19 protein-coding genes are annotated in these 21643 nt (G+C 70.0%); 11 read left to right on the top strand and 8 right to left on the bottom strand.

Going from position 1 to position 21643, the window contains the following annotated elements; all coding sequences use genetic code 11:
• Window positions 1–4: 4 nt before the first annotated feature.
• The gene (locus IEZ21_RS23320) at window positions 5–2047 is read right to left on the bottom strand and encodes an acetate--CoA ligase family protein (RefSeq protein WP_189323853.1); all 2043 of its coding nucleotides are present in this window, start codon (window positions 2045–2047) and stop codon (window positions 5–7) included.
• A complete protein-coding gene (locus tag IEZ21_RS23315; protein ID WP_246568062.1) occupies window positions 2044–3540 on the bottom strand; it encodes an FAD-dependent monooxygenase in 1497 nt (498 codons plus the stop codon). Before IEZ21_RS23315 ends, IEZ21_RS23320 begins: the two co-directional genes overlap by 4 nt.
• A 204-nt stretch (window positions 3541–3744) precedes the next feature.
• Here IEZ21_RS23315 and IEZ21_RS23310 point away from each other — a divergent pair, with 204 nt between their 5' ends.
• The 3 genes from IEZ21_RS23310 to IEZ21_RS23300 all read left to right on the top strand — a co-directional run bounded on the left by IEZ21_RS23310 (window position 3745) and on the right by IEZ21_RS23300 (window position 7172).
• Window positions 3745–4554 (top strand): PaaX family transcriptional regulator, encoded by an 810-nt coding sequence (locus tag IEZ21_RS23310; RefSeq protein ID WP_189323851.1) that lies wholly within the window; start codon window positions 3745–3747, stop codon window positions 4552–4554.
• Between the two features lie 732 nt (window positions 4555–5286).
• Complete coding sequence (locus IEZ21_RS23305) at window positions 5287–6309, top strand: DNA-directed RNA polymerase subunit alpha (protein WP_189323850.1); 1023 nt, start codon at window positions 5287–5289, stop codon at window positions 6307–6309.
• Window positions 6310–6548: 239 nt separating this feature from the next.
• Window positions 6549–7172: a TetR/AcrR family transcriptional regulator gene (locus tag IEZ21_RS23300; RefSeq protein WP_189323849.1), complete on the top strand. Its 624-nt coding sequence runs from the start codon at window positions 6549–6551 to the stop codon at window positions 7170–7172.
• 62 nt (window positions 7173–7234) lie between these two features.
• Here the strand turns inward: IEZ21_RS23300 and IEZ21_RS23295 are convergent, their stop codons facing one another.
• From IEZ21_RS23295 to IEZ21_RS23280, 4 genes are all read right to left on the bottom strand, one after another.
• Window positions 7235–8950, bottom strand: coding sequence for a DHA2 family efflux MFS transporter permease subunit (locus IEZ21_RS23295; RefSeq protein WP_189323848.1), 1716 nt, complete (start codon window positions 8948–8950; stop codon window positions 7235–7237).
• Window positions 8951–9200: 250 nt separating this feature from the next.
• Entirely contained in the window at window positions 9201–9908 is a 708-nt protein-coding gene (locus IEZ21_RS23290; protein WP_189323847.1) for a 3-oxoacid CoA-transferase subunit B, read from the bottom strand.
• Window positions 9905–10600: a 3-oxoacid CoA-transferase subunit A gene (locus IEZ21_RS23285; protein WP_033327575.1), complete on the bottom strand. Its 696-nt coding sequence runs from the start codon at window positions 10598–10600 to the stop codon at window positions 9905–9907. The genes IEZ21_RS23290 and IEZ21_RS23285 overlap by 4 nt, the downstream gene beginning before the upstream one ends.
• The gene (locus IEZ21_RS23280) at window positions 10597–11802 is read right to left on the bottom strand and encodes a thiolase family protein (RefSeq protein WP_189323846.1); all 1206 of its coding nucleotides are present in this window, start codon (window positions 11800–11802) and stop codon (window positions 10597–10599) included. Before IEZ21_RS23280 ends, IEZ21_RS23285 begins: the two co-directional genes overlap by 4 nt.
• Before the next feature lie 71 nt (window positions 11803–11873).
• On the opposite strand from IEZ21_RS23280, the gene IEZ21_RS23275 reads away from it, so the two are divergent.
• The gene (locus IEZ21_RS23275; RefSeq protein WP_189323845.1) at window positions 11874–12755 is read left to right on the top strand and encodes a LysR substrate-binding domain-containing protein; all 882 of its coding nucleotides are present in this window, start codon (window positions 11874–11876) and stop codon (window positions 12753–12755) included.
• Window positions 12756–12812: 57 nt separating this feature from the next.
• On the opposite strand, the gene IEZ21_RS23270 is transcribed toward IEZ21_RS23275, so the two are convergent.
• A complete protein-coding gene (locus tag IEZ21_RS23270) occupies window positions 12813–13235 on the bottom strand; it encodes a GlcG/HbpS family heme-binding protein (RefSeq protein ID WP_189323844.1) in 423 nt (140 codons plus the stop codon).
• Between the two features lie 184 nt (window positions 13236–13419).
• Complete coding sequence (locus IEZ21_RS23265) at window positions 13420–14061, bottom strand: TetR/AcrR family transcriptional regulator (RefSeq protein ID WP_189323843.1); 642 nt, start codon at window positions 14059–14061, stop codon at window positions 13420–13422.
• A gap of 333 nt (window positions 14062–14394) precedes the next feature.
• Between IEZ21_RS23265 and IEZ21_RS23260 the strand changes: the two genes are divergently transcribed.
• The 7 genes from IEZ21_RS23260 (at window position 14395) to IEZ21_RS23230 (ending at window position 21630) form a co-directional block, all read left to right on the top strand.
• On the top strand, window positions 14395–15690 hold the full coding sequence (locus IEZ21_RS23260; protein WP_189323842.1) for a Rieske 2Fe-2S domain-containing protein: 1296 nt from the start codon (window positions 14395–14397) through the stop codon (window positions 15688–15690).
• A gap of 9 nt (window positions 15691–15699) precedes the next feature.
• On the top strand, window positions 15700–16662 hold the full coding sequence (locus tag IEZ21_RS23255; RefSeq protein ID WP_189323841.1) for a PDR/VanB family oxidoreductase: 963 nt from the start codon (window positions 15700–15702) through the stop codon (window positions 16660–16662).
• A complete protein-coding gene (locus IEZ21_RS23250; protein ID WP_189323840.1) occupies window positions 16659–17063 on the top strand; it encodes a nuclear transport factor 2 family protein in 405 nt (134 codons plus the stop codon). Before IEZ21_RS23255 ends, IEZ21_RS23250 begins: the two co-directional genes overlap by 4 nt.
• 167 nt (window positions 17064–17230) lie before the next feature.
• The gene (locus IEZ21_RS23245; protein ID WP_189323839.1) at window positions 17231–18721 is read left to right on the top strand and encodes an aldehyde dehydrogenase; all 1491 of its coding nucleotides are present in this window, start codon (window positions 17231–17233) and stop codon (window positions 18719–18721) included.
• 236 nt (window positions 18722–18957) lie between these two features.
• The gene (locus IEZ21_RS23240; RefSeq protein ID WP_189323838.1) at window positions 18958–19554 is read left to right on the top strand and encodes a nuclear transport factor 2 family protein; all 597 of its coding nucleotides are present in this window, start codon (window positions 18958–18960) and stop codon (window positions 19552–19554) included.
• Between the two features lie 58 nt (window positions 19555–19612).
• A complete protein-coding gene (locus IEZ21_RS23235) occupies window positions 19613–20680 on the top strand; it encodes a maleylacetate reductase (RefSeq protein WP_189323837.1) in 1068 nt (355 codons plus the stop codon).
• Window positions 20681–20691: 11 nt separating this feature from the next.
• Window positions 20692–21630, top strand: coding sequence for a hydroxyquinol 1,2-dioxygenase (locus tag IEZ21_RS23230; protein ID WP_189323836.1), 939 nt, complete (start codon window positions 20692–20694; stop codon window positions 21628–21630).
• The last annotated feature ends 13 nt before the right edge of the window (window positions 21631–21643 follow it).

Raw genomic sequence — 21643 nt, 5'->3', positions numbered from 1 at the left:
CTCCTCAGGTGCGGTCGGCCGTGTGCACGATCACGGCGTCCAGGGCGATCAGCCCGTCGGCGGTGAGCCGCAGGGGGTTGATCTCGATCTCGGCGGTGCCGGGGCTGGCGGCGAGGGAGGCGGCGAGTGCCGAAACAACCCGCCCGAACTCGGCCCGGTCGAGCACCGGCCCGCCGCGCCAGCCGTCGAGCAGGGCGCGCGCGGCCAGGTCGTCGGGCATCCCCGCGGCCTCGGCCGCGGACAGCGGGGCGAGCCGGATCGCCACGTCGGCGAGCGCCTCGGCGGCCGTACCGCCAAGACCGGCGAGGACGACCGGCCCGAACACGGGGTCCCGTCGTACGCCGAGCACGAGGTCGACGCCGGCCGGGGCCATCGCCTCGACCAGGTAGCGGTGGCCGGGTCCGATGGCGTCGAGCGCCGCGTCGAGTTCGTCGGGGGTGCGTACGCCCAGGTGGACTCCGCCGATCTCCGTCTTGTGGAGGATCGCGGCATCGAGCACCTTGACCGCGACGGGCCCGTCCAGCAGGCGCAGGGCGTAGTGGGCGTCGGCGCGGGTGTCGCAGGCGACACGGTCGGGGGTGCGGATCCCGAGGGAAGCGAGGAACGTCTTGGCGGCGTCCTCGTCCAGCAGGCCGGACGGCACGGCGGCGGCAGTCTCCTGCTGAGGCCCGACGGCACGCACGGTCCGCTGCCGGGCATGCGTCACCAGGGCCCGTACGGCATTGGCGGCCGATGCCGGTCCGGTCAGCGCCGGAATCCCCGCCTTGTGCAGCCGCGCCCGCTGTTCGGCGACGTCCTCGGGGAGGCCGCCGACGACCACCACGGCCGGGGAGTCCGCACCGAGGCCGGCGTCCTGCGCGGCCGAGGCGAGGTCGACGCTGTCGGGCTCGGTCAGGGCGTAGACGGCGAGCAGGTCCACCGCCGGATCGGCGGCCGTGGCGGCGAGAACGCGGCCGAAGGTCTCGGCGGGCCGGCCGGTGTCGACCGGGTTGCGCTGGTAGGTGAGCGGGGGCAGCAGCTCACTCAGCGTGCGCTGCGTGGTCTCGGCCAGCTCCGGCATCCGTACGCCGTCGGAGCCCGCCCGGTCCGCGAGCAGCAGCCCCGGCCCGGCCTGGGCGGTCACGATCGCGAGCCCCGGGTCCGCATGCGGCCGCAGCCGGACGCGGGAGAGGGCGGTGAGTGCGTCCACCGTCTCCCGTTCGTCGTCCACGACCACCGCCCCGGCCTGTCGCAGCGCGGCGCGCGTCGTACGCCAGGAGGTGGCGAGCGCTCCGGTGTGCGACCGGGCGAAGTCACCGACGTCGCTGCGGCCGACGACGAGCGCCACGACGGGCTTGACGGAGGCCACCAGGCGTACGGCCTCGACCAGCCGTGGCCCGTCCGGAACCGTCTCCAGGTGCAGTGCGACGGCTGTCGTACGGCCGTCCCCCGCGAGGTGCTCCAGGACGTCCGCGGCGGTGACGTCGAGGCCTGCCCCGATGCCGACGCCGACGCTGATCCCGTTCCCGGCGGCGACCAGGTCGAAGGAGAGCGCGTGGTTGACGCCGCCGCTGGCCGCGACGACCGCGATGTCTCCGGCCGGCAGCTGCCCGGCCGCGGGCACGAAGCTGGCCGTCAGTCCGAGGTGGGGGGCGAAGAAGCCGGAGGTGTTGGGACCGAGCAGGCGGATCCCCGTCTCCTGGGCGACGCGGCGCAGCGCCTCCGCGTACTGCTCGCCCTCCGGGCCCGCCTCGCCGAAACCGCCCGCGCAGACCAGCGCCGCACGGCAACCCGCGGCGGCCGCCTCGGCCAGTGCCTGGGCGCAGCCGGCCGCCGGTACGCAGAGCACGGCCAGATCGAGCCGTCCGTCGGTGTGCGCGGCGGCTTCCGCGACCGAGGCGTACACGCCCTCGTCGGGCTCCGGGCGCCGCGCGTTGACCAGGGCGCGGGCTCCGGGGAAGGTGGCAAGGGAACGGGCCATGGCGGCGCCCAGCTTGCCGCTCTGCCGTGAGGCGCCGATCACGACCACGCCCTCGGGCGCGAGCATCGGCGTCAGGTCGGTGCTCATGCCCGCTCCCCCGCCACCAGGTCGGCGCGCCCGGACAGCAGCAGCGTCTCGGCCCGGTCGTCGTCCATCGCGTCCTCCACGATCAGCACGGGTACGCCGTGCTCCAGCCGGGCCTGCTCGGCGAGCAGCGACCGGGTGAGCGGTGTTCCGCCGTGCACGGCGACCAGGTCCGGGGGTGTCTCGTCGCCCAGGGCGTCGGCCAACTCGCCGAAGATCTCCGGCAGTTGAGCCTCACTTTCGGGTGCGGTGAGCCACAGGCACCCCTCGGAGCGCAACGCCGCGAGCTCCGCCGCGGTCAGCCGCCGTCCGCCGAACTCCCTGAACGGTGTGTCCAGGGGATCGCGTCCTTCGTGCGCCGCCCGCCAGTCCTGTACGACCTGCTCGACGAACTCCGGGTCGCGGCGCGCGATCCGTTCCTTGCCGATGCTGCGGGAGATGAAGTGGAAGGCGAACCGCGTCGGTTCGAACGCGTCGTGGTAGCGCCCGAAGTGCTCCCACCACGACAGGCTCGGCCGGGCGGCGCCCTGGATCTTCGCCACCGAGGGCTGCCGCGCCGCCTCGTACGCGTCCAGGGCGCTCGCGAGGTCGTCGCGGTGGGCGAGGAGGCTGTCGGCGAGGGCGACGGCGTCCTCCATGGCCATCTTGGTGCCGGAGCCGACGGAGAAGTGCGCGGTGTGCGCGGCGTCGCCGAGCAGGACGACGTTGCCGCTGTGCCAGCGCCGGGTGCGCAGGGTGCGGAAGTTGCCCCAGCGTGAGTTGTTGACCAGCAGTTCGTGGCCGTCGATCTGCTCGGCGAAGAGCTTCTCCAGGTAGTGCCTGGTCTTCTCGTCGCTCGGGCCGGGCGGCTGGGCGGTGTCGAACTCGTCGAGCCCCGCCCGCCGCCAGGACTCCTCGTCGGTCTCGACGATGAAGGTGCTGACGCTGTCGCTGATCGGGTAGCCGTGCACGGCGAAGGTGCCGTGCGGGCCGTGCTCGTGTACGAAGGTCAGACCGTCGAAGAGGTAGTTCGTGCCGAACCAGATGAACTTGGCGGTCGCGACCTCCACCTCCGGCACGAGAACGTCGGCGAGACGGTCACGGAGCCGGGAGTTGGCCCCGTCGGCGGCCACGATGAGGTCGTAGTCGGCCAGTTGCGCGGGGTCCGCGGGAACCTCGTGGCTGAACCGGAGCTCGACGCCGACCTCCTCGGCCCGCCGGTGCAGCAGCTCCAGCAGGGTCTTGCGGGTGATGGCGGCCATGCCGTTGCCGCCGCACCGGATCCGCTGCCCCTTGAGCCGCACCTCGATGTCGTCCCAGTGCCGGCCGTGCTCCGCGAGCGCGGTGCGCAGGACGGGATCCGCCGCGTGGATGGCGGCCAGCGTCGCGTCCGAGAACACCACGCCGAAGCCGAAGGTGTCCTCCGGGCGGTTCCGCTCGAAGAGCGTCACCTCGACCGACGGATCGGCCTGCTTGATGAGCGCCGCGAAGAACAGCCCACCTGGGCCGCCTCCCACGCAAGCGATCCGAGAAACCATGGCTCCTGCCTCCACGTCGAGTACAAGCCCAGACTCAGGCTCGGACACATCCTGTGTCAATGCATGCACGGGCGTTAATAATTTGTTGCGCATCGCCGAGGCTGATTTCCCTGTGAAAGCATGGGTTCTCTCGGTCGGATGGCTCATCATCACGACGGCCGTCCTTGTGACATAGTCGATTCCGTGAAGCCTCGATCGATCGTCTTCGACCTGTTCGGCGACTACGTCCGCTACCGCGGCGGCACCGCCCGGCTGCGTACCCTCAGCACACTGATGGGCTGCTTCGGTGTCGGTGAGAGCACGGTGCGGGTGGTTCTCGCGCGCCTGCGCAAAGAGGGCTGGTTCGACGTCCGGCGCGAGGGCAGGGAGACGCTCTACGCGCTCAACAAGCGCAGCCTCCAGCTCCTCGACGAGGGCCGCTCACGCATCTTCGACCGGGCGCCGTCCGACTGGGACCGGCACTGGTACATGGTCATCTACTCGGTCCCCGAGAGTGAGCGCGGTGCACGCGACCGCATCCGCAAGGAGCTGGCCTGGCTGGGCTTCGGCCCTCTGGCCCCGTCCACGTACGTCTCCCCGCACGACCGGCTCCAGCAGGTCCGGGAGAAGTTCGCCGACGAGCCTGCCATCCGCCTGGACACCCTGCGCTGCCAGTCCGGCGGGCTGCCCGTCGACCGCGAGATGGCGGCGCGCAGCTGGGACCTCGCCGCCCTCAACGAGGACTACCGGGAGCTGCTGCGCACCTACCGAAGCCGGATGCCGTCGTACCGGGCCGGGCACCTCAGCCCCGAGGAGGCGCTGGTCGAACGCATGCGACTGACCTACGACTACCGCAAGTTCCCCTTCCGCGACCCGGACCTGCCGACCGAACTCCTCCCGGCGGGCTGGGTGGGCCACGAGGCCCACGAGATGTTCCTGGAGGCCCACGAGGTCCTCGGCCCGTCGGCCGAGTCCTACTACGACGAGGTGGCCGGCCCGCGCCCCGTCCAGTAGGGCACCACGACAGGTGTCCCAGCTCGTGCGACGCCGCGGCCATGGTGTCGTGCAGCTCGCGGGTCACCTCGGCGTCTCGGCGACCGCCGATCTCCGTGGCGACGCACAGTGCACCCGTCAGCGAATCACGGGCCGCGTTCGCCGCCGCGGCGGGCAGGGCGGAGACCGCGTCGCCGGTGTCCGGCCGACACCGAAGCGACGCCCGTGAGGAAATAGCGGCCCTGCCAGTCGCCATCCAGCCTGGCGTCAGCACTGCCCGCTCCAGAGCGCGAGAGAAGACCGCCGAGGTCACGACCGGCGGCGGCCGCCACCCGCCGCGAGCCTGATGGTCCGCCCGCTGAGTCCGGTCCGCACCCCGCCCACGGCCCTCCGCCCTCCGCCCTCCCATCAGAAGGGCGTTTGTGCTGTTCAGGGCGGGTTCACTCACACGCAGAAAAGCGCCGGACTCTCCCCGGTGATCGCGGGGAGAGTCCGGCGCTGTCCGGCTGTCACCGGGTTTCTGCGGGTGGCCACGGTGAATACGCGGTGGCGCTTCCGAGCGCCCGTCAGGCGGTCTTTGACACCTCGGGGCAGAAAAGGCCGTGGGAGCTGCGGGGGGGGAAGGGAGGCCAGAAGCCGCCTCGCCGGGTTGGGGAGGCGGGCGGTTCGGCCTGCGGAGACCGCATCGCCCGTACCCTTCATGGTGTCCACGGCGTCACACAGCGGGCGCCAAACCACTGGAGGCAATACCTCGTGCTGATTGCTCAGCGTCCGTCCCTGACCGAAGAGGTCGTCGACGAGTTCCGTTCCCGGTTCGTGATCGAGCCGCTGGAGCCGGGCTTCGGTTACACCCTCGGCAACTCCCTGCGCCGCACCCTCCTCTCCTCGATCCCGGGTGCGGCGGTCACATCCATCCGTATCGACGGCGTGCTGCACGAGTTCACCACCGTGCCGGGCGTCAAGGAGGACGTCACCGACCTGATCCTCAACATCAAGCAGCTGGTCGTGAGCAGCGAGCACGACGAGCCTGTGGTGATGTACCTGCGCAAGCAGGGGCCGGGTCTGGTGACCGCCGCCGACATCGCGCCGCCGGCCGGTGTCGAGGTGCACAATCCGGATCTGGTTCTTGCCACGCTCAACGGCAAGGGCAAGCTGGAGATGGAGCTGACCGTGGAGCGCGGTCGCGGCTACGTCTCCGCCGTGCAGAACAAGCAGGTCGGTCAGGAGATCGGGCGCATTCCGGTCGACTCGATCTACTCGCCGGTCCTCAAGGTCACGTACAAGGTCGAGGCCACGCGTGTCGAGCAGCGCACCGACTTCGACAAGCTGATCGTCGACGTCGAGACCAAGCAGGCGATGCGTCCGCGTGACGCGATGGCTTCCGCCGGTAAGACGCTGGTCGAGCTGTTCGGTCTGGCCCGTGAGCTCAACATCGACGCCGAGGGCATCGACATGGGTCCGTCGCCGACGGACGCAGCGCTCGCCGCCGACCTGGTCCTGCCGATCGAGGATCTCGACCTCACCGTCCGGTCGTACAACTGTCTCAAGCGCGAGGGCGTCCACTCCGTGGGTGAGCTCGTGGCGCGTTCTGAGGCCGACCTGCTCGACATCCGTAACTTCGGTGCGAAGTCGATCGACGAGGTCAAGGCGAAGCTGGCCGGCATGGGCCTGGGCCTGAAGGACAGCCCGCCCGGATTCGACCCGACCGCCGCTGCCGACGCCTTCGGCGCGAACGACGACGCGGATGCGGGTTTCGTGGAGACCGAGCAGTACTGAACGCTGCGCCACGGCCGGGTCACAGGGGAGCCGGTGATCAGGAGACGGCACAGCGGACGACCGCACCCCCTTTCCCTGAGAGGGGTGTGCAAGGAAACGTATTCACCTGCCGTTCAGCGGGAACTGACCTGCGCGGCCACAGACCGGGCTCCAGCGGCCACGTCACCCGGACAACGGCCACAACAAAAATGACTTCATCGAGCGACTGGTTCATGAGACTCAGTCGGTATGATGCGGTCATGGCTCACGTTCCCGCGGCCGAGCGCCGCCCTCAGCTGATCAAAGCGGCCATCGACTTCATGACGAGGGAAGGAGTCGCAGCCGGGAGCACCCGTGCCATCGCCGCCGAGCTGGGGGTGGCCCAGGCCACGGTGCACTACACCTTCGGCACGAAGGAAGGGCTGTACCGCGCCGTCATGGAGCAGCTCGCGCAGGATCTGATCGCACAGGTCGAGCGGGCCGCACCGGCCGACGCCGGATTCGAGGAGACGGTCAGCACCCTGACCGCCGCCCTGTGGCGCACGGTGCGTGAGCAGCCCGCCAGCCATCAACTCCTCACGGAGCTGACCCACTTCGCGCTCCGCACCCCCGCCCTGAGCGAGGCCCTCGAGAGCCACCACCGGGGCGTGACCGAGGTGACGGCGCGACTGGTGACCGAGGCGGCCGAGCGCACCGGGCAGCCTCTCGCCCAGCCCGCGGAGACGATCGCCCGCTTCTTCCTCGCCGGCTTCGACGGGCTCACGATGCAACATCTCTCGTTCCCCGACGAGGAGGCCGAGCAGACCTGCCTCCAGGCCTTCGTGTCCGCCGTGGTGGCGATGGCCGGCGGCCGACTTGAGCTGGTGTCCGTACCGACGAGCTGACAGCGCACGGACTCGGGCGCCCTCGTACGCGTACGAGGGCGCCCGAGTCCGGTCCTAGGGGATCATGGATTCGGTCCGGTGTACTCGGGCTCCTTCTCCAAGGTGCCCGAGGTCCTGGTCTCTTCCCCGGACTCGGAATCACTCTCCATTCCTGCCTCCGCAGTACGGTCCTTGCCGGGGAGCAAGAAGGCCACGGACACCGCCCCCACTCCCAGGATCGCCGCGCCCACCAGGCTGGTGTGAGCCACCGCGTCCGCGAAGGACGAGCCGACCGCGTCCGCCATCTGGTGAGCGCCGTCGGTGAGTTGGCCGGCCTGCTCCTTGAGCTGTGCGGCCTGCTGCGGGTCGGTCGCCCGCGCCGCCTGTTCGGCGAGCTGCCGGGCCTGGTCGCCGATACCCTGGGCGACCCCGTATCCGGCGGCGACCGAGTCCTGCGCCTGGCCCAGTGCGTCGGCCGGGAGCTTGCTGCCGGCGGTCGCGTCCGACAGGTTCGACGAGTACGAGGTCGACAGCAGCGAACCGAGGATGGCGATGCCGATCGCCCCGCCCAGTTCCTGCGAGGTGTCGTTGACCGCGCTGCCCACGCCCAGCTCCTCCTCGGGGAACGCACCCATGATCGCGTCCGTGCAGGGCGAGAGCGCCAGGCCGATCGCGAGCCCGAGTGCGATGAGGGGTGCCACGAAATCGCCGTACGACGACGACTTGTCGACCTGGGTGAGCAGCACGAGTGACGCCGTGCCGCCGACCATGCCCGCGACGATCGTCGCCTTCATGCCGATGCGCGGGGTGAGGTAGCCGGTCAACGCGGAGCCGACGAAGACCGCGCCGGCGAGCGGCAGCATGCGTATGCCGGTCTCCAACGCGTCGTATCGCAGGACGAACTGGAGATGCTGGGTGAGGTAGTAGAAGGCGCCGAAGACCGCGAGGAGGAACAGTACGACGGCGATGTTGGCACCCGTGAACGTGCGGTTCGCGAAGCGGCGCGGGTCGAGGAGGGGGTGCGGGTGGTGCAGCTCCCACAGGACGAACGCCACGAGCCCCACGACCGCGACGACCGTGCCCGTGAGGGCCTTGGCGTCCCAGCCGTGCGGGGCCTCGATGAGCGTGAAGACCAGCGCGGCGATCCACACCACCGACAGCAGTCCACCGACGTAGTCGATCCGCGGGCTGTGCGTGGCCTTGGACGGCGGTACCAGGACGAAGGTGCCGACGATGGCGAGGGCGATCACGGGAACGTTGATCAGGAAGGTGGACTGCCAGCCGGAGCTCTCCAGCAGCATGCCCGCGATCAGCGGTCCGGCGGCGATGGCGAAACCGGCGGTGCCCGCCCACAAGGTGATCGCCTTGGTCCGCTCGGCGCGCGGGAAGGTCGCGGCGAGCAGAGAGAGCGTGGCGGGCATGATGAGCGCCGCGCCGACACCCATCACCGCACGGGCCGCGATGACCCCGATCGCGCTGTCGACGAGTGAACCCCATATGGCTCCGCCGCCGAACAGGACGAGCCCGAGAACGAGCGCGCCGCGTCGGCTGTACTTGTCACCGATCGCGGCGAACAGCAGCATCAGGGCGGCGTAAGGGATGGTGTAGCCGTCGATCACCCACTGCAGGTCCGTGCTGGTCAGGCCGAGGTCCTGGGTCATGGAGGGAGCCGCGACCGTGAGAGCGGTGTTGGCCATCACGATCATCAGCAGGCTCAGACAGAGCACGAGCAGAGCCCACCAGCGTCGGGCGTAGGGCCGGTCCATCTTCTCGACCGGTTCGTTCATGAATACATGCATGGCCAGGTCAGTCCTTCCGCCAAGAGGATCCGCGCAGTGCCCCCGCAGGCAGGGGTGGGTGCACGGAACGAACGGCATGCAGCAAGCTTCCGTTCGACAGACTTTATCACTCGACCAAGTCAAAGGATCGAGTCAGGCTCACCTGGCTGTTGAGAGAATGGGTCGCGCCGTGCTCTCCTTCATGCGCGACACCAGTTTGTACGTGATCTTCAAGCGGCGGGACTGGCCCCAGGGTTCCGGCGATCGCTCCTCAAGCCACTCGACCGTTTGCTCCCACGTCGCCGAGTCGCTCCGCGAGTTCGTGGGCGCTGATGCCGTATGTCTCCCGGATCCGTACGCCGTCGGGGCCGACGTCGAAGACGCCGTGGTCCGTGTAGACGCGGCTGACGCAGCCGACGCCGGTGAGCGGGTAGGTGCACTGCGGCACGAGCTTCGGCTCACCGGAGCGGGTGAAGAGCGTCATCATCACGTAGACGTCCTTGGCGCCGATGGCGAGGTCCATGGCGCCGCCGACGGCGGGGATGTCGTCGGGCTTGCCGGTGGTCCAGTTGGCGAGGTCGCCGTTGAAGGCCACCTGGTATGCCCCGAGGACGCAGACGTCGAGGTGCCCGCCGCGCATCATGGCGAAGGAGTCGGCGTGGTGGAAGTACGCCGCGCCCGGCAGCTCGGTCACCGGGACCTTGCCGGCGTTGGTCAGGTCGGGGTCGACCGCGTCGCCCTCGGCCTTGGGACCCATGTTGAGCATGCCGTTCTCGGTGTGCAGCACCACCCCGGAGTCGGCCGGCAGATGGTCGGCGATCTTGGTGGGCTGCCCGATACCGAGGTTGACGAAGGCGCCGGCCGGGATGTCGCGTGCGATGACGGCGGCCAGTTCGTCCATCGAGAGCCGGTGTTCGGCGCTCCTCGGCGCCCCGGCGTACGCCTGGCCGCTCGACGTGGTGCTTGACGTGGTGGTCATCGGGCCCCCTGCACGGTGTAGTGACGGGCCGCCACCTGGACGACCCGGTCGACGTAGATGGACGGGGTGACGACGGCCTCGGGGTCGAGCTTCCCGGGCTCGACGACCTGGTCGACCTGGACGATGGTCGTCGTCGCGGCCGTGGCCATGACCGGTCCGAAGTTGCGGGCGGTCTTGCGATAGACGAGGTTGCCCATCGCGTCCGCGACGTGCGCGCCGATCAGCGCGTAGTCGCCCTTGATGGGGTACTCCAGCAGGTACTTGCGACCGTCGATCTCACGCTCCTCCTTGCCCTCGGCCAGCGGCGTGCCGACCGCGGTCGGGCAGTAGAACGCGCCGATGCCGGCACCGGCCGCGCGCATCCGCTCGGCGAGGTTGCCCTGCGGCACCACCTCGAGCTCGATCTTTCCCTCGCGGTAGAGGCCGTCGAAGACCCAGGAGTCGACCTGGCGCGGAAAGGAGCAGAGCACCTTGCGCACCCGGCCGGCGGCCAGCAGCGCGGCCAGCCCGACATCACCGTTGCCCGCGTTGTTGGACACGATCGTGAGGTCCTTCGCCCCCTGCCGGATGAGCGCGTCGATCAGATCGAACGGCATCCCGGCCAGGCCGAAGCCGCCGACGAGGACGGTGGAGCCGTCCTCGATCCCGGCGACCGCGGCGTCGGCGCTCTCGACTATCTCCGCCCGGCTCACTGGGCTGCCCCCGTGACGTCGCAGTTCTCCAGTACGACGGCCAGGCCCTGACCGACCCCGATGCAGATCGCGGCGACGCCGTAGCGCTGCTTCGTCTCGCGCAGCACCTTGGCCAGCGTGGCGAGGATGCGACCGCCCGAGGCGCCCAGCGGATGCCCGATCGCGATGGCGCCGCCCTTCTGGTTGACGATGGCGGGGTCGACCTTCCACGCGTCGAGGCAGGCGAGCGACTGCACGGCGAAGGCCTCGTTGAGCTCGACCGCGCCCACCTGGTCCCAGCCGATCCCGGCCCGCGCCAGCGCACGGTTCGCGGCCTCGACCGGGGCGTAGCCGAACGCCTGCGGCTCCAGCGCCATCACACCGCGGCCCGCGATGCGGGCGATCGGGCCGGCCCCGATCGAGGCCGCGGCCTTCTCGCTGCCCAGCAGCACCGCAGAGGCGCCGTCGTTGAGCGGGCTGGCGTTGCCCGCGGTGATGGTGCCGCCCTGCTCCGGGGTACGGAAGACCGGCTTGAGCCCGGCCAGCACCTCCGGTGTGGATCCGGCTCGGATGCCCTCGTCGCGGGTCAGGCCGACGCCTTCGACCGGCACGACCAGGTCGTCGTAGAAGCCCGACTCCCATGCTGTGTGGGCGAGTTGGTGGGAGCGGGCGGCGAACTGGTCCTGCCGCTCGCGGGAGATCCCGAAGCGCTCCTGGAGCTGCTCGTTGGCCTCGCCGAGGCTGACCGTCCACTCCTTCGGCATCCGCGGGTTGACCAGCCGCCAGCCGAGCGTGGTGGAGACGGCGGTGACGTCGCCGGCCGGGAACGGTTTCGCCGACTTGGGCAGCACCCATGGCGCACGCGTCATCGACTCCACGCCGCCGGTCAGCACGACCTCGGCGTCGCCGGACTCGATCGTGCGACTGGCCGTCATCGCCGCGTCGAGGCTCGAGCCGCAGAGCCGGTTGACGGTGGTGCCGGGCACGCTCACCGGAAGCCCGGCGAGCAGCGCCGCCATGCGGCCGACGTTGCGGTTCTCCTCGCCGGCACCGTTGGCGTTGCCCCACACCACGTCGTCGATCGCGGCAGGGTCGAGGCCCGGCACCCTGGCGAGCGTCGAGGTGATCGCGGCGGCGGCGAGGTCGTCGGGACGGACGCCGGCCAGCGCGCCGTTGAAGCGGCCGAACGGCGTGCGCGTCGCGGCGTAGATGAAAGCACTCATGGCAGCGACGCTAGTCCCGGGCAACGATATTCTGAAGTATGCATATCCGGCCCGATTGATATGGACGACATATGGATCTGCGTCATCTTCGGTACTTCGTGGCGGTGGCCGAGGAGCGCCATTTCGGTCGCGCCGCCGAGCGGCTCCACATGGCCCAGCCGCCGCTCTCCCAGCAGATCCGCCAGCTCGAGGCCGAGCTGGGCGTCGAGTTGCTCCACCGCACCACACGCCGCGTGGACGTCACCGAGGCCGGCCGGGCCTATCTCGAGCGGGCGCGCGCGATCCTCGCCGACGTCGACGAGGCCGCCCACCACGCACGGCTCGTCGCTGCCGGCTCGGTGGGCCACCTCGCGATCGGGTGCGTGGGCTCGGCGACGTACAGCCTCCTGCCCGCGCTCTCGCGGCGGCTCTCGGAGGAGCTTCCCGGCGTCGACTTCTCCTTCCGCGGCGAGATGCTCGCGCCCGACCAGGTCGAGGCGCTGCGCACCGGCGCGATCGACGTCGCGCTGCTGCGCCCTGTGGCGGCCGACCTCTCCCTCACCGTGCACACCCTGCGCCGGGACCGCCTCGTCGTCGCCGTACCGGTCGACCACCGCCTCGCCCGCCGGAAACGGTTGCGGGTAGCGGACCTGGCCGGTGCCGACCTGATCGTGCACTCCGCCGACCGCCGGTCGGTGATGTACGACGTGGTGCTGGGCCTGCTGCGCGACGCCGGCGTCGAGCCGCACATCCGCCACGAGGTCGGCGAGACCTCGACGCTGGTCACACTCGTGGCCGGCGGCCTCGGCGTCGCAGTCGTCCCCGAGCCCGTGACCGCGTTGGCGCTCGACGGCGTCGCCTACCTGCCGCTGGCCGGGGCCGACGCACGCGTGGAGCTGGCCGTGGCCCACCGCCCCGACCGCTCCGAACCGCACCTGGCGCGCACCGTGGGGATCATCCGGGCGGCGTTCTGAGACATCTGCCGACGCCAGGAGGCTCGGCATCGCCGCCTCGCCGACCAGGAGGAAGGCCTACGCAACGATCTTCGCGACGGAATCGCGAGCCTGATGCGCGATGCGGTCGTCAGTGACGTCGTCCGCCCCGCCCACGCCGATGGCGCCGATGACCTCCCCGTCGGCCGTCACGATCGGCACGCCGCCGGCGACCGGCAGAAGGTTGGCATCGACCAGGTGGGGAGGCGCCACCTGCATCTGGGGGGATGCGGCGAAGGCCGCGAACTTGGCCGTCGGGACACCACTCACGGCCGACGTGTAAGCCTTGCGTCGCGCGGTCTCCACGCCAAGGAGGCCGACGCCGTCGTCGCTGAGAAGGACCTTCGTGACGCCACTTCGGTTGACCACGACAGCGCACACCTTGTGCCCCTCGGCCCTTCCCGCTTCCAGAGCGGCAAGTGCGGCGCCGTGCGCGATCTCGTAGCTGAGGGGCTCTCGCATCGAGCGGTTCCTTCCCTTGGCGACCTGGTGACCGAACGGTCGACCGGCCGTCTTCCGTGGAGTCCTTGGGCGCCCTCGGTCCAGGCGATCGCTGATCCCCAAGGCGCCAGGAGCCCGGCCAGTATGCAGCCGCCCGACCGCAAATGTGAAGCGGTTCTCACATTCGCATCCGGATGCTCAGAACTTACTGCGCCGGCCTGCCGAGGAGGTACAGGCAGGCAACGTCCACGAGCTCATCGGTGAGCTGACGCCACGTCAGTGGCCGGTCGGACTCGAACAGTTCGCCGTACAGCACACGGTTCTGACAGGCCCCGTAGACCAAGCGGTAGACGACATCCAGGCGCAACTCCGGCTCCGGCGCGTCGATCATCGGCAGGATCGGCTCCAGGAACTGCCGGAAGACATGGCAGGCATCGGTGGCGGCCTCGGACCCGACCCGAGCCACTGCGGGATCGGTGGCGCCTGCGGCCAAGAAGACCCGCATCAGTCGCTCGTGCGCTTGATATGTCCCGGTGAGTCCGGCGACCGCCGAGGCGACCAGGGCGGTCGGCTCTGTTCGCTGCGGAGCGAAGCGGCGAATGGTGTCGGCGCGAAAGTGATCGATCATGTCGAGCTGCAGCGCCGCGATCAAACGGTCCTTGCCGGCGAACCGTCGATAGACGCTGCCCACCGAGACGCCCGCTCGAGCAGCGACGGCCGCGACAGTGAGCGCCTCGGTGCCGCCCTCTTCGAGGAGGGCCGTACCTGCTTCCAGGATCCGCTGCTGGGTAAGCCGGCTGCGCGCCTGCTGCGCCGGCGGCAGATCGAGTGACGGTTCGGTACTCACCAACCCAGCGTATACGCCGCCGACATCGGCTCCGGCAGCCTCGCATCCAGCACTGCCGGGCCGCGGACAGCGGCGCGATCAGGCCGGTGGGCGAGCGGCGCGCACAGGGGTGGGACCACGCTGACCGGCTCGCGGCCGAGGCCGCCCGTCGGGTGACCGCTCCCCCCGACCGAGGAAGCACCGAACGCGACTCTTGACGCGCCGCGAGAAGAAATGCGAATGTGAATCACGTTTTAATTTTGCGTGTCGCACATGACGGTGCCCTCGCAGGTGACCCCCACAGCCCTGCACTCGCCACCTCCTGTGCACCCGAGCCGCACAGGAGGCAGGACGATGAGCACCACTTCAGAAGTCGACACGGGCACGGCCTACGGCCGCCCGAAACCCTCGTACAACGCCCGCCTCCGCGAGGTCGGGCCCGGTACACCCATGGGCGAGGCACTGCGCCGCTACTGGCACCCGGTCGCCAGCTCCGAGACGCTCATCGCCGGCGCCCTGCCGCAGAAGACCCGCGTACTGGGCGAGGACCTGGTCGTGTTCCGGGACGGGCAGGGCAAGCCCGGTGTCGTGATCGAGCGCTGCACCCACCGAGGCGCCAGCCTCTTCTACGGCCGTGTCGAGGACGACGGCATCCGCTGCTGCTACCACGGCTGGAAGTTCGACGTGCAGGGCCGCTGCATCGAGCAGGCGTGCGAGCCGGGCCTGGGGCGCAGGCGCGACGCCGCCCGTCAGCCGTGGTACCCGGTGGAGGAGCGCTACGGCCTGGTCTTCGTCTACATGGGCCCGCCCGAACTCAAGCCCGAACTCCCCCGCTACGACGTGCTGGAGAACCCCGCGGAGGACGAGAAGTACTTCGCCAGCTGGCCGGTCCCCCACGCCGCGGTCCTCGGCATGCCGACGGACTTCAGCTGGCTCAACATCTACGAGAACTCCGCCGACCCGACGCACGTCACCTGGCTCCACTCCACGCACAGCGGGTACCAGATGCTGGGCACCGGCACCTTCGGCTACCCCGAGAACTTCTTCGACCCGGCCCTCGTCGCCGACCGTGTGACGTACGAGCGCACCGACCACGGGCTGAAGTACACCCAGCGGTTCGAGATGGAGGGCGAGGACGGCGAGGTCACCGAGTACGGCTTCGCGGTCGAGCAGCACCTTCCCAACGTCTTCGGCCTGCCGAACTTCGTGAAGGTCACCCCCGACGAGCGGCCGGACCAGTTGCTGTGGGTCGTGCCCTCCGACGACACCAGCCACCGGCTCTTCTTCTCGATCCGCACGAACGATCCCGAGCGCATGATCCACTTCGTGATCGGCATCACGCAGAACGGCAAGCAGAACCACGAGCTGACCGACGAGGAGCGCCAGCAGTTCCCCGGTGACGCGGAGGCCCAGGGCTCGCAGGGAGCCATCACCCTGGACTCCGAGGAGACCCTGGCCACCGGAGACCGCGGCGTCGTCATGCTGCGTCGCATGCTTCTCTCGATGGCCGACGACGTCGAGGCCGGGCGCGACCCGATCAACATCGTCCGCGACCCGTCGGTGGTCCACCGCACCGAGTCCGGCCTCTTCACCCTCGGCAAGCGCCCCGCGGGCGACAACGCCGACGCCCCGACCGCCGCCGGCATCTGAGCGGGAACCATGAACAACGAGTGGCTCGACACCATCGTGGTCGCCCGGCGCGACGCGACTGCCCGGATCGTGGTGCTCGAACTGGTCAGTCCCGACGACGTCGAGCTTCCGGAGTTCGCCGCCGGCGCGCATGTCGACGTACTGGTGGACGGTGCCGCCGGGCTGGTCCGCCAGTACTCCCTGTGCGGGCCGCCGCACGACCGCGCCCGATACCGGCTGGCGGTGCTGGCCGAGACGGCGTCACGCGGCGGCTCGCTGGGGATGCACCGGCTTCGCGAGGGCGACAGGCTGCGGATCTCCCGTCCGCGCAACAGGTTCGGAGTCTCGGACCAGGCGCGTCGCCATCTGCTGATGGCCGGCGGAATCGGCGTCACTCCCCTGTTGGCCATGGCACACGAGCTCGAAGCCAGGGGCGCGGAGTACACGTTGCACCACTTCGCTCGAAGCCGGCCGGATTCGGCGTTCCTCGACGAGTTGGAGCAGAACCCCCGCGTTCGGCTCCACTTCGACGACGGCCCGGACGACCAGCGCTTCATCTCCGCCGCCGACCTCGGTCCGCCCGACCCCGACACGGCGATCTACGTCTGTGGCCCCGGGGGCTTCATGGACTTCGTGATCTCCCTGGCACTCGGAGCGGGATGGCCCGCCGAAGCGATCCACAAGGAGCGCTTCGCACCCGTGGAAGACGCCGCCGCGCACAGGGCCGGCGGGGCGTTCAGGGTGCGGCTGGCCAAGACCGGCGGCGAGTACGAGGTCAAGGACGGCGAGAGCGTCCTCGACGCCCTGCTCGCGGGCGGCGTCGACGCCCCCTACTCCTGCCAGCAGGGAATCTGCGGCGAGTGCATCGTCCGCGTACTCGCCGGAGAGCCCGACCACCGCGACGACATCCTGACCGATCGTGAACGCGCCGACGGCATGTTCACCACGTGCTCGTCCCGAGCACACTCACCGATTCTGGAGCTGGACCTATGACAACCACGTCCACCGCAACCACCAAGGCCGTCGAGGCGATCGAGCAGCTGGAGGCCGCATGGCTCGAAGCGCTCGTCGAGGGCGAGAAAGCGTTGATCCCCCTCATGCTCGAGGACAGCCGCGTCGTCCATGGCCCGGTCGGGAGGGTCGACGACCGGGAGACCTGGGCCCATTTCCATGTGACCCGCCGCCGCTCGGTCTCCGCGAAGGCCACGGAGCTCGAGATCACGGTGCGTGGCAACACCGCGATCACCACGTGCTTCCACGAGATGTACACCGTCCTCGACGAGAACCTCGCGCCGTTCCCGATGCAAGAAGTGGTGACGAAGGTCTGGGAGGAGACCGCGGAGGGCTGGCGCCTGGCGCACATGGTCATGGGCAGGCGGTTCCCGCCGGTCTGACGTCCCGGAAGGCCGACGGCACGACCCTCACGACGCTGTTCGATGAATGGACAACAGGGTTCAGGGCGTGCCGCCGGTCATGGAGTGTTCGACGTACATGATTCGTGCGGCGATCGCCCTGCATGGTTCATGCGGCGATCGCCGCTGTCGTGGAAGTGAGGCAACACATGTCAGCCACTGAGACCGAGGCACCCACATCCGGCGCGGTCCGGACCAGCGACCTCTTCATCGCGGGTGAGCACGTCGCGGCCAAGGACGGCCGCTACTTCGAGACCACCGAGGCCCTGACCGGCGAACCGATCGCACGGGTCGCCGCGGCCTCCGTCGATGATGTCAACCACGCGGTGGACGCGGCGGCGGCGGTCCTTCCGGACTGGTCGGCCCTTCCGCCGGCCGCACGGCGGTCGGTCCTGGAGCGTGCGGCCGCCCTGCTCGACGAGCGCACCGACGACATCGTCGCCACGATGAGCCGCGAAATGGGCGCCACGCTCCCCTGGTGCGGCTTCAACGTGCACGTCGCGAAGGGCATGCTCGTCGAGGCGGCGGCCCAGGCGTACGCGGCCGTCGGCGAGGTCATCCCGTCGGACGTGCCCGGCCTCACCGCCCTCAGCGTGCGTCAGCCGGTCGGCGTCGTCGTCGGCATCGCACCGTGGAACGCACCGCTCATCCTCGGCGTACGCGCCATCGTGTGGCCGCTGGTGTGGGGCAACACCGTGGTACTGAAGTCCTCCGAGCAGACACCGCTCACCCAGGCCGCCATCGTCCAGGTGCTGCACGACGCCGGTGTGCCCGCCGGAGCGGTGAACCTCATCAGCAACGCGCCCGAGGACGGTCCGAGCGTCGTCGAGGCGCTGATCGCGCACCCCGCCGTGACGCGTGTCAACTTCACCGGATCCAGCAGGGTCGGCCGTATCATCGGCGAACTCGGCGGTCGCCACCTGACCCGTGTGGTCCTCGAACTCGGTGGCAAGGCACCTTTCCTGGTGCTTCCCGACGCGGATCTGGAGGAGGCAGCCGCCGCGGCCAGCTTCGGTGCCTTCATGAACCAGGGCGAGATCTGTATGTCGACCGAGCGCGTCATCGTCGACAGAGCCGTCGCCGACGAGCTCTCCTCCCGCCTTGCCGAGCGTGCCGCCAAACTGGTCGTCGGCCCCCCGAGCGACCCCACCTCACAGATCGGTCCACTGGTCCACGCCGGCGCCCGCGACCACGTGGTCGAGTTGATCGAGGACGCCCGTGCCAAGGGTGCGCAGGTCCTGACCGGCGGCACGTCCGACCGCCTGTTCGTGCAACCCACCGTGCTGCGCGGTGTCACGCCGGACATGCGTATCTACACCGAGGAGACCTTCGGACCGGTGGTCTCCATCATCGAGGTGGATTCGACCGACGAAGCCGTCGCCGTCGCCAACGACACCGAGTACGGGCTCTCCGCCGCGGTCTTCGGCAAGGACGCGGCCGCGGCGCTCGACGTGGCGCGCCGGATCAAGTCCGGCATCTGCCACATCAACGGCGCCACCGTGCACGACGAGCCCCAGATGCCCTTCGGTGGTGTCGGTGCCAGCGGCTGGGGCCGGTTCGGCTCCCGCGCCGCGTTGGAGGAGTTCACGGAGTTGCGCTGGATCACCATTCAGTCCGGTTCCCGCCACTACCCCATCTGACGATGCGACGAGTTCGTACGGCGCACGTGACACGGCGTGCGCCGCTCCCCCGGCCCTTGCTCCCATGGCTGTGGTGCCTTGCCGCGGCTTTCAGCCCGGCGGTGGGCGCGGCCTGGCTGGCGGACGCCCGAGAGACAGAGGCCTCCCAGCGGCTCGACCGCGAGCTGGAGGAGCTCTTCCGGTCTGTCTGACGAGGCACCCGCACCAGGGATCTACGCCCCTCCAAGGAGTCAACAATGTCGCAGGCCGACAACGACCGCCACGAGATCCGGCAGCTCATCGAGAACTGGGCACTGTGGCGCGATGCCGGGGCTTGGGACCGCTTCGCCACGGTCTGGCATCCGCGCGACGGCTGGATGAGCGCCACCTGGTTCCAGGGAAGCGCCACCGACTTCATCAAGGCCAGTCGTGAGGGCTTCGAGAACGGAGTCAGCATCCTCCACTTCCTGGGTGGCCACACCGCGGACATCGTCGGCGACCGGGCCATCGCCCAGACGAAGATGACCATCAACCAGCGTGCGAGCATCGACGGTGTCGAGGTCGATGTCGTCTGCACCGGCCGCTTCTACGACTTCCTCTCCCGCGACGAGGGCCGCTGGACCATCGTGCGCCGGCAGCCGATCTACGAGAAGGACCGGCTCGACATCGTCGACCCCGCTGCCTCACTGACGTTGGATCCCGAGCTCCTGGATCGGTTCCCGACCGGCTACAGGCACTTGGCCTACCTGCAGACCAAGGCGGGCTTCACGGTGAAGGACGGGCTTCCCGGCCTCACCGGCACCGCAGTCGAGCAGCTCTACTCCGAAGGCACACAATGGCTGGCCAGGGCCTGATGCGGGCCGTCACCCGCATGCGGTCGACCCAGCCGAAGACCTACCCGAGGAACAAACGATGAGGTTCACACACGAGACCCTTCCCCAGCGGGTGGTGTTCGCGGCCGGGGAGTCGCCCGTCGCCGTGACGGCGGAGGTCGAGGCACTCGGCGGTTCCAGGGTCATGCTGATCGCGTCGGACCGCGAGAAGGAGCTGGCCGACCCGATCGCCAAGGAACTCCCGGTCGTACTGCGTCACGACGAGGTCGTGATGCACGTACCGGTCGAGGTCGCGGGGCGAGCCCTCCGGGCGGCGGTCGACGCGGACGCGGACATCCTGGTCAGCGTCGGCGGCGGCTCCACCACGGGTCTGGCCAAGGCCGTTGCGCTGAGCACCGGGCTGCCGATCGTCGCGGTACCCACCACATACGCCGGCTCAGAGGCGACCAACGTGTGGGGCCTGACCGAAGGCGAGACCAAGACCACCGGTGTGGACAACAAGGTGCTGCCCGCGTCGGTCGTGTACGACGCCGCTCTGCTGACCACGCTGCCCGGCGAGATGACCGTGGCGAGCGGCCTGAACGCGATGGCGCACTGCGTGGACTCGATGTGGGGGCCGCGTGCCGACCCGATCGACCGGGCGCTGGCGCAGGAGGGCATCCGCGCACTGGCGACCGGCCTGCCGGCGGTGGCCGACGACTCGACGAGTGTCGAGGGCATCGAGCAGACGCTGTACGGCGCCTACCTCGCCGCTGTCGCTTTCGCCTCGGCCGGCTCCGGGATGCATCACAAGATCTGCCACGTCCTCGGCGGCATGTTCAACCTCCCGCACGCACAGACTCATGCGGTCGTGCTGCCCTACGTACTGGCCTTCAACGCCCCGCAGGCCCCCGAGGCGGAGGCGCGTATCGCCCAGGCCTTCGGCACGGTCTTCCACACCGAGGCGGCGAGCGCCGGCCTGGCCGCCCTGCGCCAGGTGCTGGACGCGCCGAGGGCGCTGCGCGACTACGGCATGCCCGAGGACGGCATCGCCAAGGCGCTGGGGCCGATCACGCAGGCGATCCCGGCCAACAACCCCACCACTGTCACCGAAGAGAACCTCACCGCGCTGCTGCACGCGGCGTGGGCCGGCGACCCGATCAACTGAAGGAGGCCGTCATGGCTACCTACGTCAACCCCGGCTCGGCCGAGGCCGGTGCCCACGGCGCGATCTACCGCGAGGTGTCGCCGGAGCAGCAGACAGTCGAGCAGCAGCTCGTCGACAGCGTCGTGGCCTCCTTCGGTGCCTGCGAGGACCCGCGGCTGCAGGAACTCATGGTCTCCCTGGTCAAGCACCTGCACTCCTTCGTCCGCGAGGTCCGGCTGACCGAGGAGGAGTGGGGGACGGCGATCGACTTCCTCACCAAGGCCGGCCACATCACCGACGAGGTCCGGCAGGAGTTCATCCTGCTGTCCGACACCCTCGGCGCGAGCATGCAGACCATCAACGTCAACAACCAGGCCTACAAGGGCGCCACCGAGGCGACCGTCTTCGGGCCGTTCTTCGTCGAGGACGCCCCGGGGATCGAGCTCGGCGGCGACCTGGCCTTCGGTGCCCCCGGCGAGCCCTGCTGGGTCGAAGGCACCGTCACCGACACCGACGGCACCCCGCTCGCCGGCGCGCGGCTCGAGGTCTGGGAGGCCGACGAGGACGGGTTCTACGACGTGCAGTACGACGCCGGCAAGCGTGCAGGGCGGGCGCACCTCTTCTCCGCGGCCGACGGCAGCTACCGCTTCTGGGGCCTCACCCCGACGCCGTACCCCATCCCCGACGACGGACCCGTCGGCAAGATGCTCGACGCGGTCGGCCGCTCACCGCTGCGCGCCGCCCACCTGCACTTCATGGTGTCTCACGAGGGGGCGCGCACGCTGGTGACCCACATCTTCCCCGAGGGCGACCCGATCGGCCGCAAGGACACCGTCTTCGGCGTGAAGGACTCACTGATCAAGCGGTTCGAGCAGCAGCCCGCCGGCACGCCGACGCCCGACGGCCGCGTCATCGAGGGCACGTGGAGCCGGGTGCGCTTCGACATCGTCCTCGCTCCCGCGGGCGTATGACCGTGCCTGCCGC

The organism is Streptomyces flaveus (genome assembly GCF_014647675.1).
Lineage (GTDB): Bacteria > Actinomycetota > Actinomycetes > Streptomycetales > Streptomycetaceae > Streptomyces > Streptomyces flaveus.
The sequence above is the reverse complement of the archived record's forward strand: the minus strand, read 5'-3'. Positions and strand labels throughout refer to the sequence as shown.

Bases quoted from the DNA above. Each gene is read 5' to 3' on its own strand.
- IEZ21_RS23320 (WP_189323853.1), bottom strand. From the start codon at position 2,047: ATGAGCACCGACCTGACGCCGATGCTCGCGCCCGAGGGCGTGGTCGTG.
- IEZ21_RS23300 (WP_189323849.1), top strand. From the start codon at position 6,549: ATGGCTCACGTTCCCGCGGCCGAGCGCCGCCCTCAGCTGATCAAAGCG.
- IEZ21_RS23295 (WP_189323848.1), bottom strand. From the start codon at position 8,950: ATGCATGTATTCATGAACGAACCGGTCGAGAAGATGGACCGGCCCTAC.
- IEZ21_RS23290 (WP_189323847.1), bottom strand. From the start codon at position 9,908: ATGACCACCACGTCAAGCACCACGTCGAGCGGCCAGGCGTACGCCGGG.
- IEZ21_RS23280 (WP_189323846.1), bottom strand. From the start codon at position 11,802: ATGAGTGCTTTCATCTACGCCGCGACGCGCACGCCGTTCGGCCGCTTC.
- IEZ21_RS23275 (WP_189323845.1), top strand. From the start codon at position 11,874: ATGGATCTGCGTCATCTTCGGTACTTCGTGGCGGTGGCCGAGGAGCGC.
- IEZ21_RS23270 (WP_189323844.1), bottom strand. From the start codon at position 13,235: ATGCGAGAGCCCCTCAGCTACGAGATCGCGCACGGCGCCGCACTTGCC.
- IEZ21_RS23260 (WP_189323842.1), top strand. From the start codon at position 14,395: ATGAGCACCACTTCAGAAGTCGACACGGGCACGGCCTACGGCCGCCCG.
- IEZ21_RS23255 (WP_189323841.1), top strand. From the start codon at position 15,700: ATGAACAACGAGTGGCTCGACACCATCGTGGTCGCCCGGCGCGACGCG.
- IEZ21_RS23250 (WP_189323840.1), top strand. From the start codon at position 16,659: ATGACAACCACGTCCACCGCAACCACCAAGGCCGTCGAGGCGATCGAG.
- IEZ21_RS23245 (WP_189323839.1), top strand. From the start codon at position 17,231: ATGTCAGCCACTGAGACCGAGGCACCCACATCCGGCGCGGTCCGGACC.
- IEZ21_RS23240 (WP_189323838.1), top strand. From the start codon at position 18,958: ATGTCGCAGGCCGACAACGACCGCCACGAGATCCGGCAGCTCATCGAG.
- IEZ21_RS23235 (WP_189323837.1), top strand. From the start codon at position 19,613: ATGAGGTTCACACACGAGACCCTTCCCCAGCGGGTGGTGTTCGCGGCC.
- IEZ21_RS23230 (WP_189323836.1), top strand. From the start codon at position 20,692: ATGGCTACCTACGTCAACCCCGGCTCGGCCGAGGCCGGTGCCCACGGC.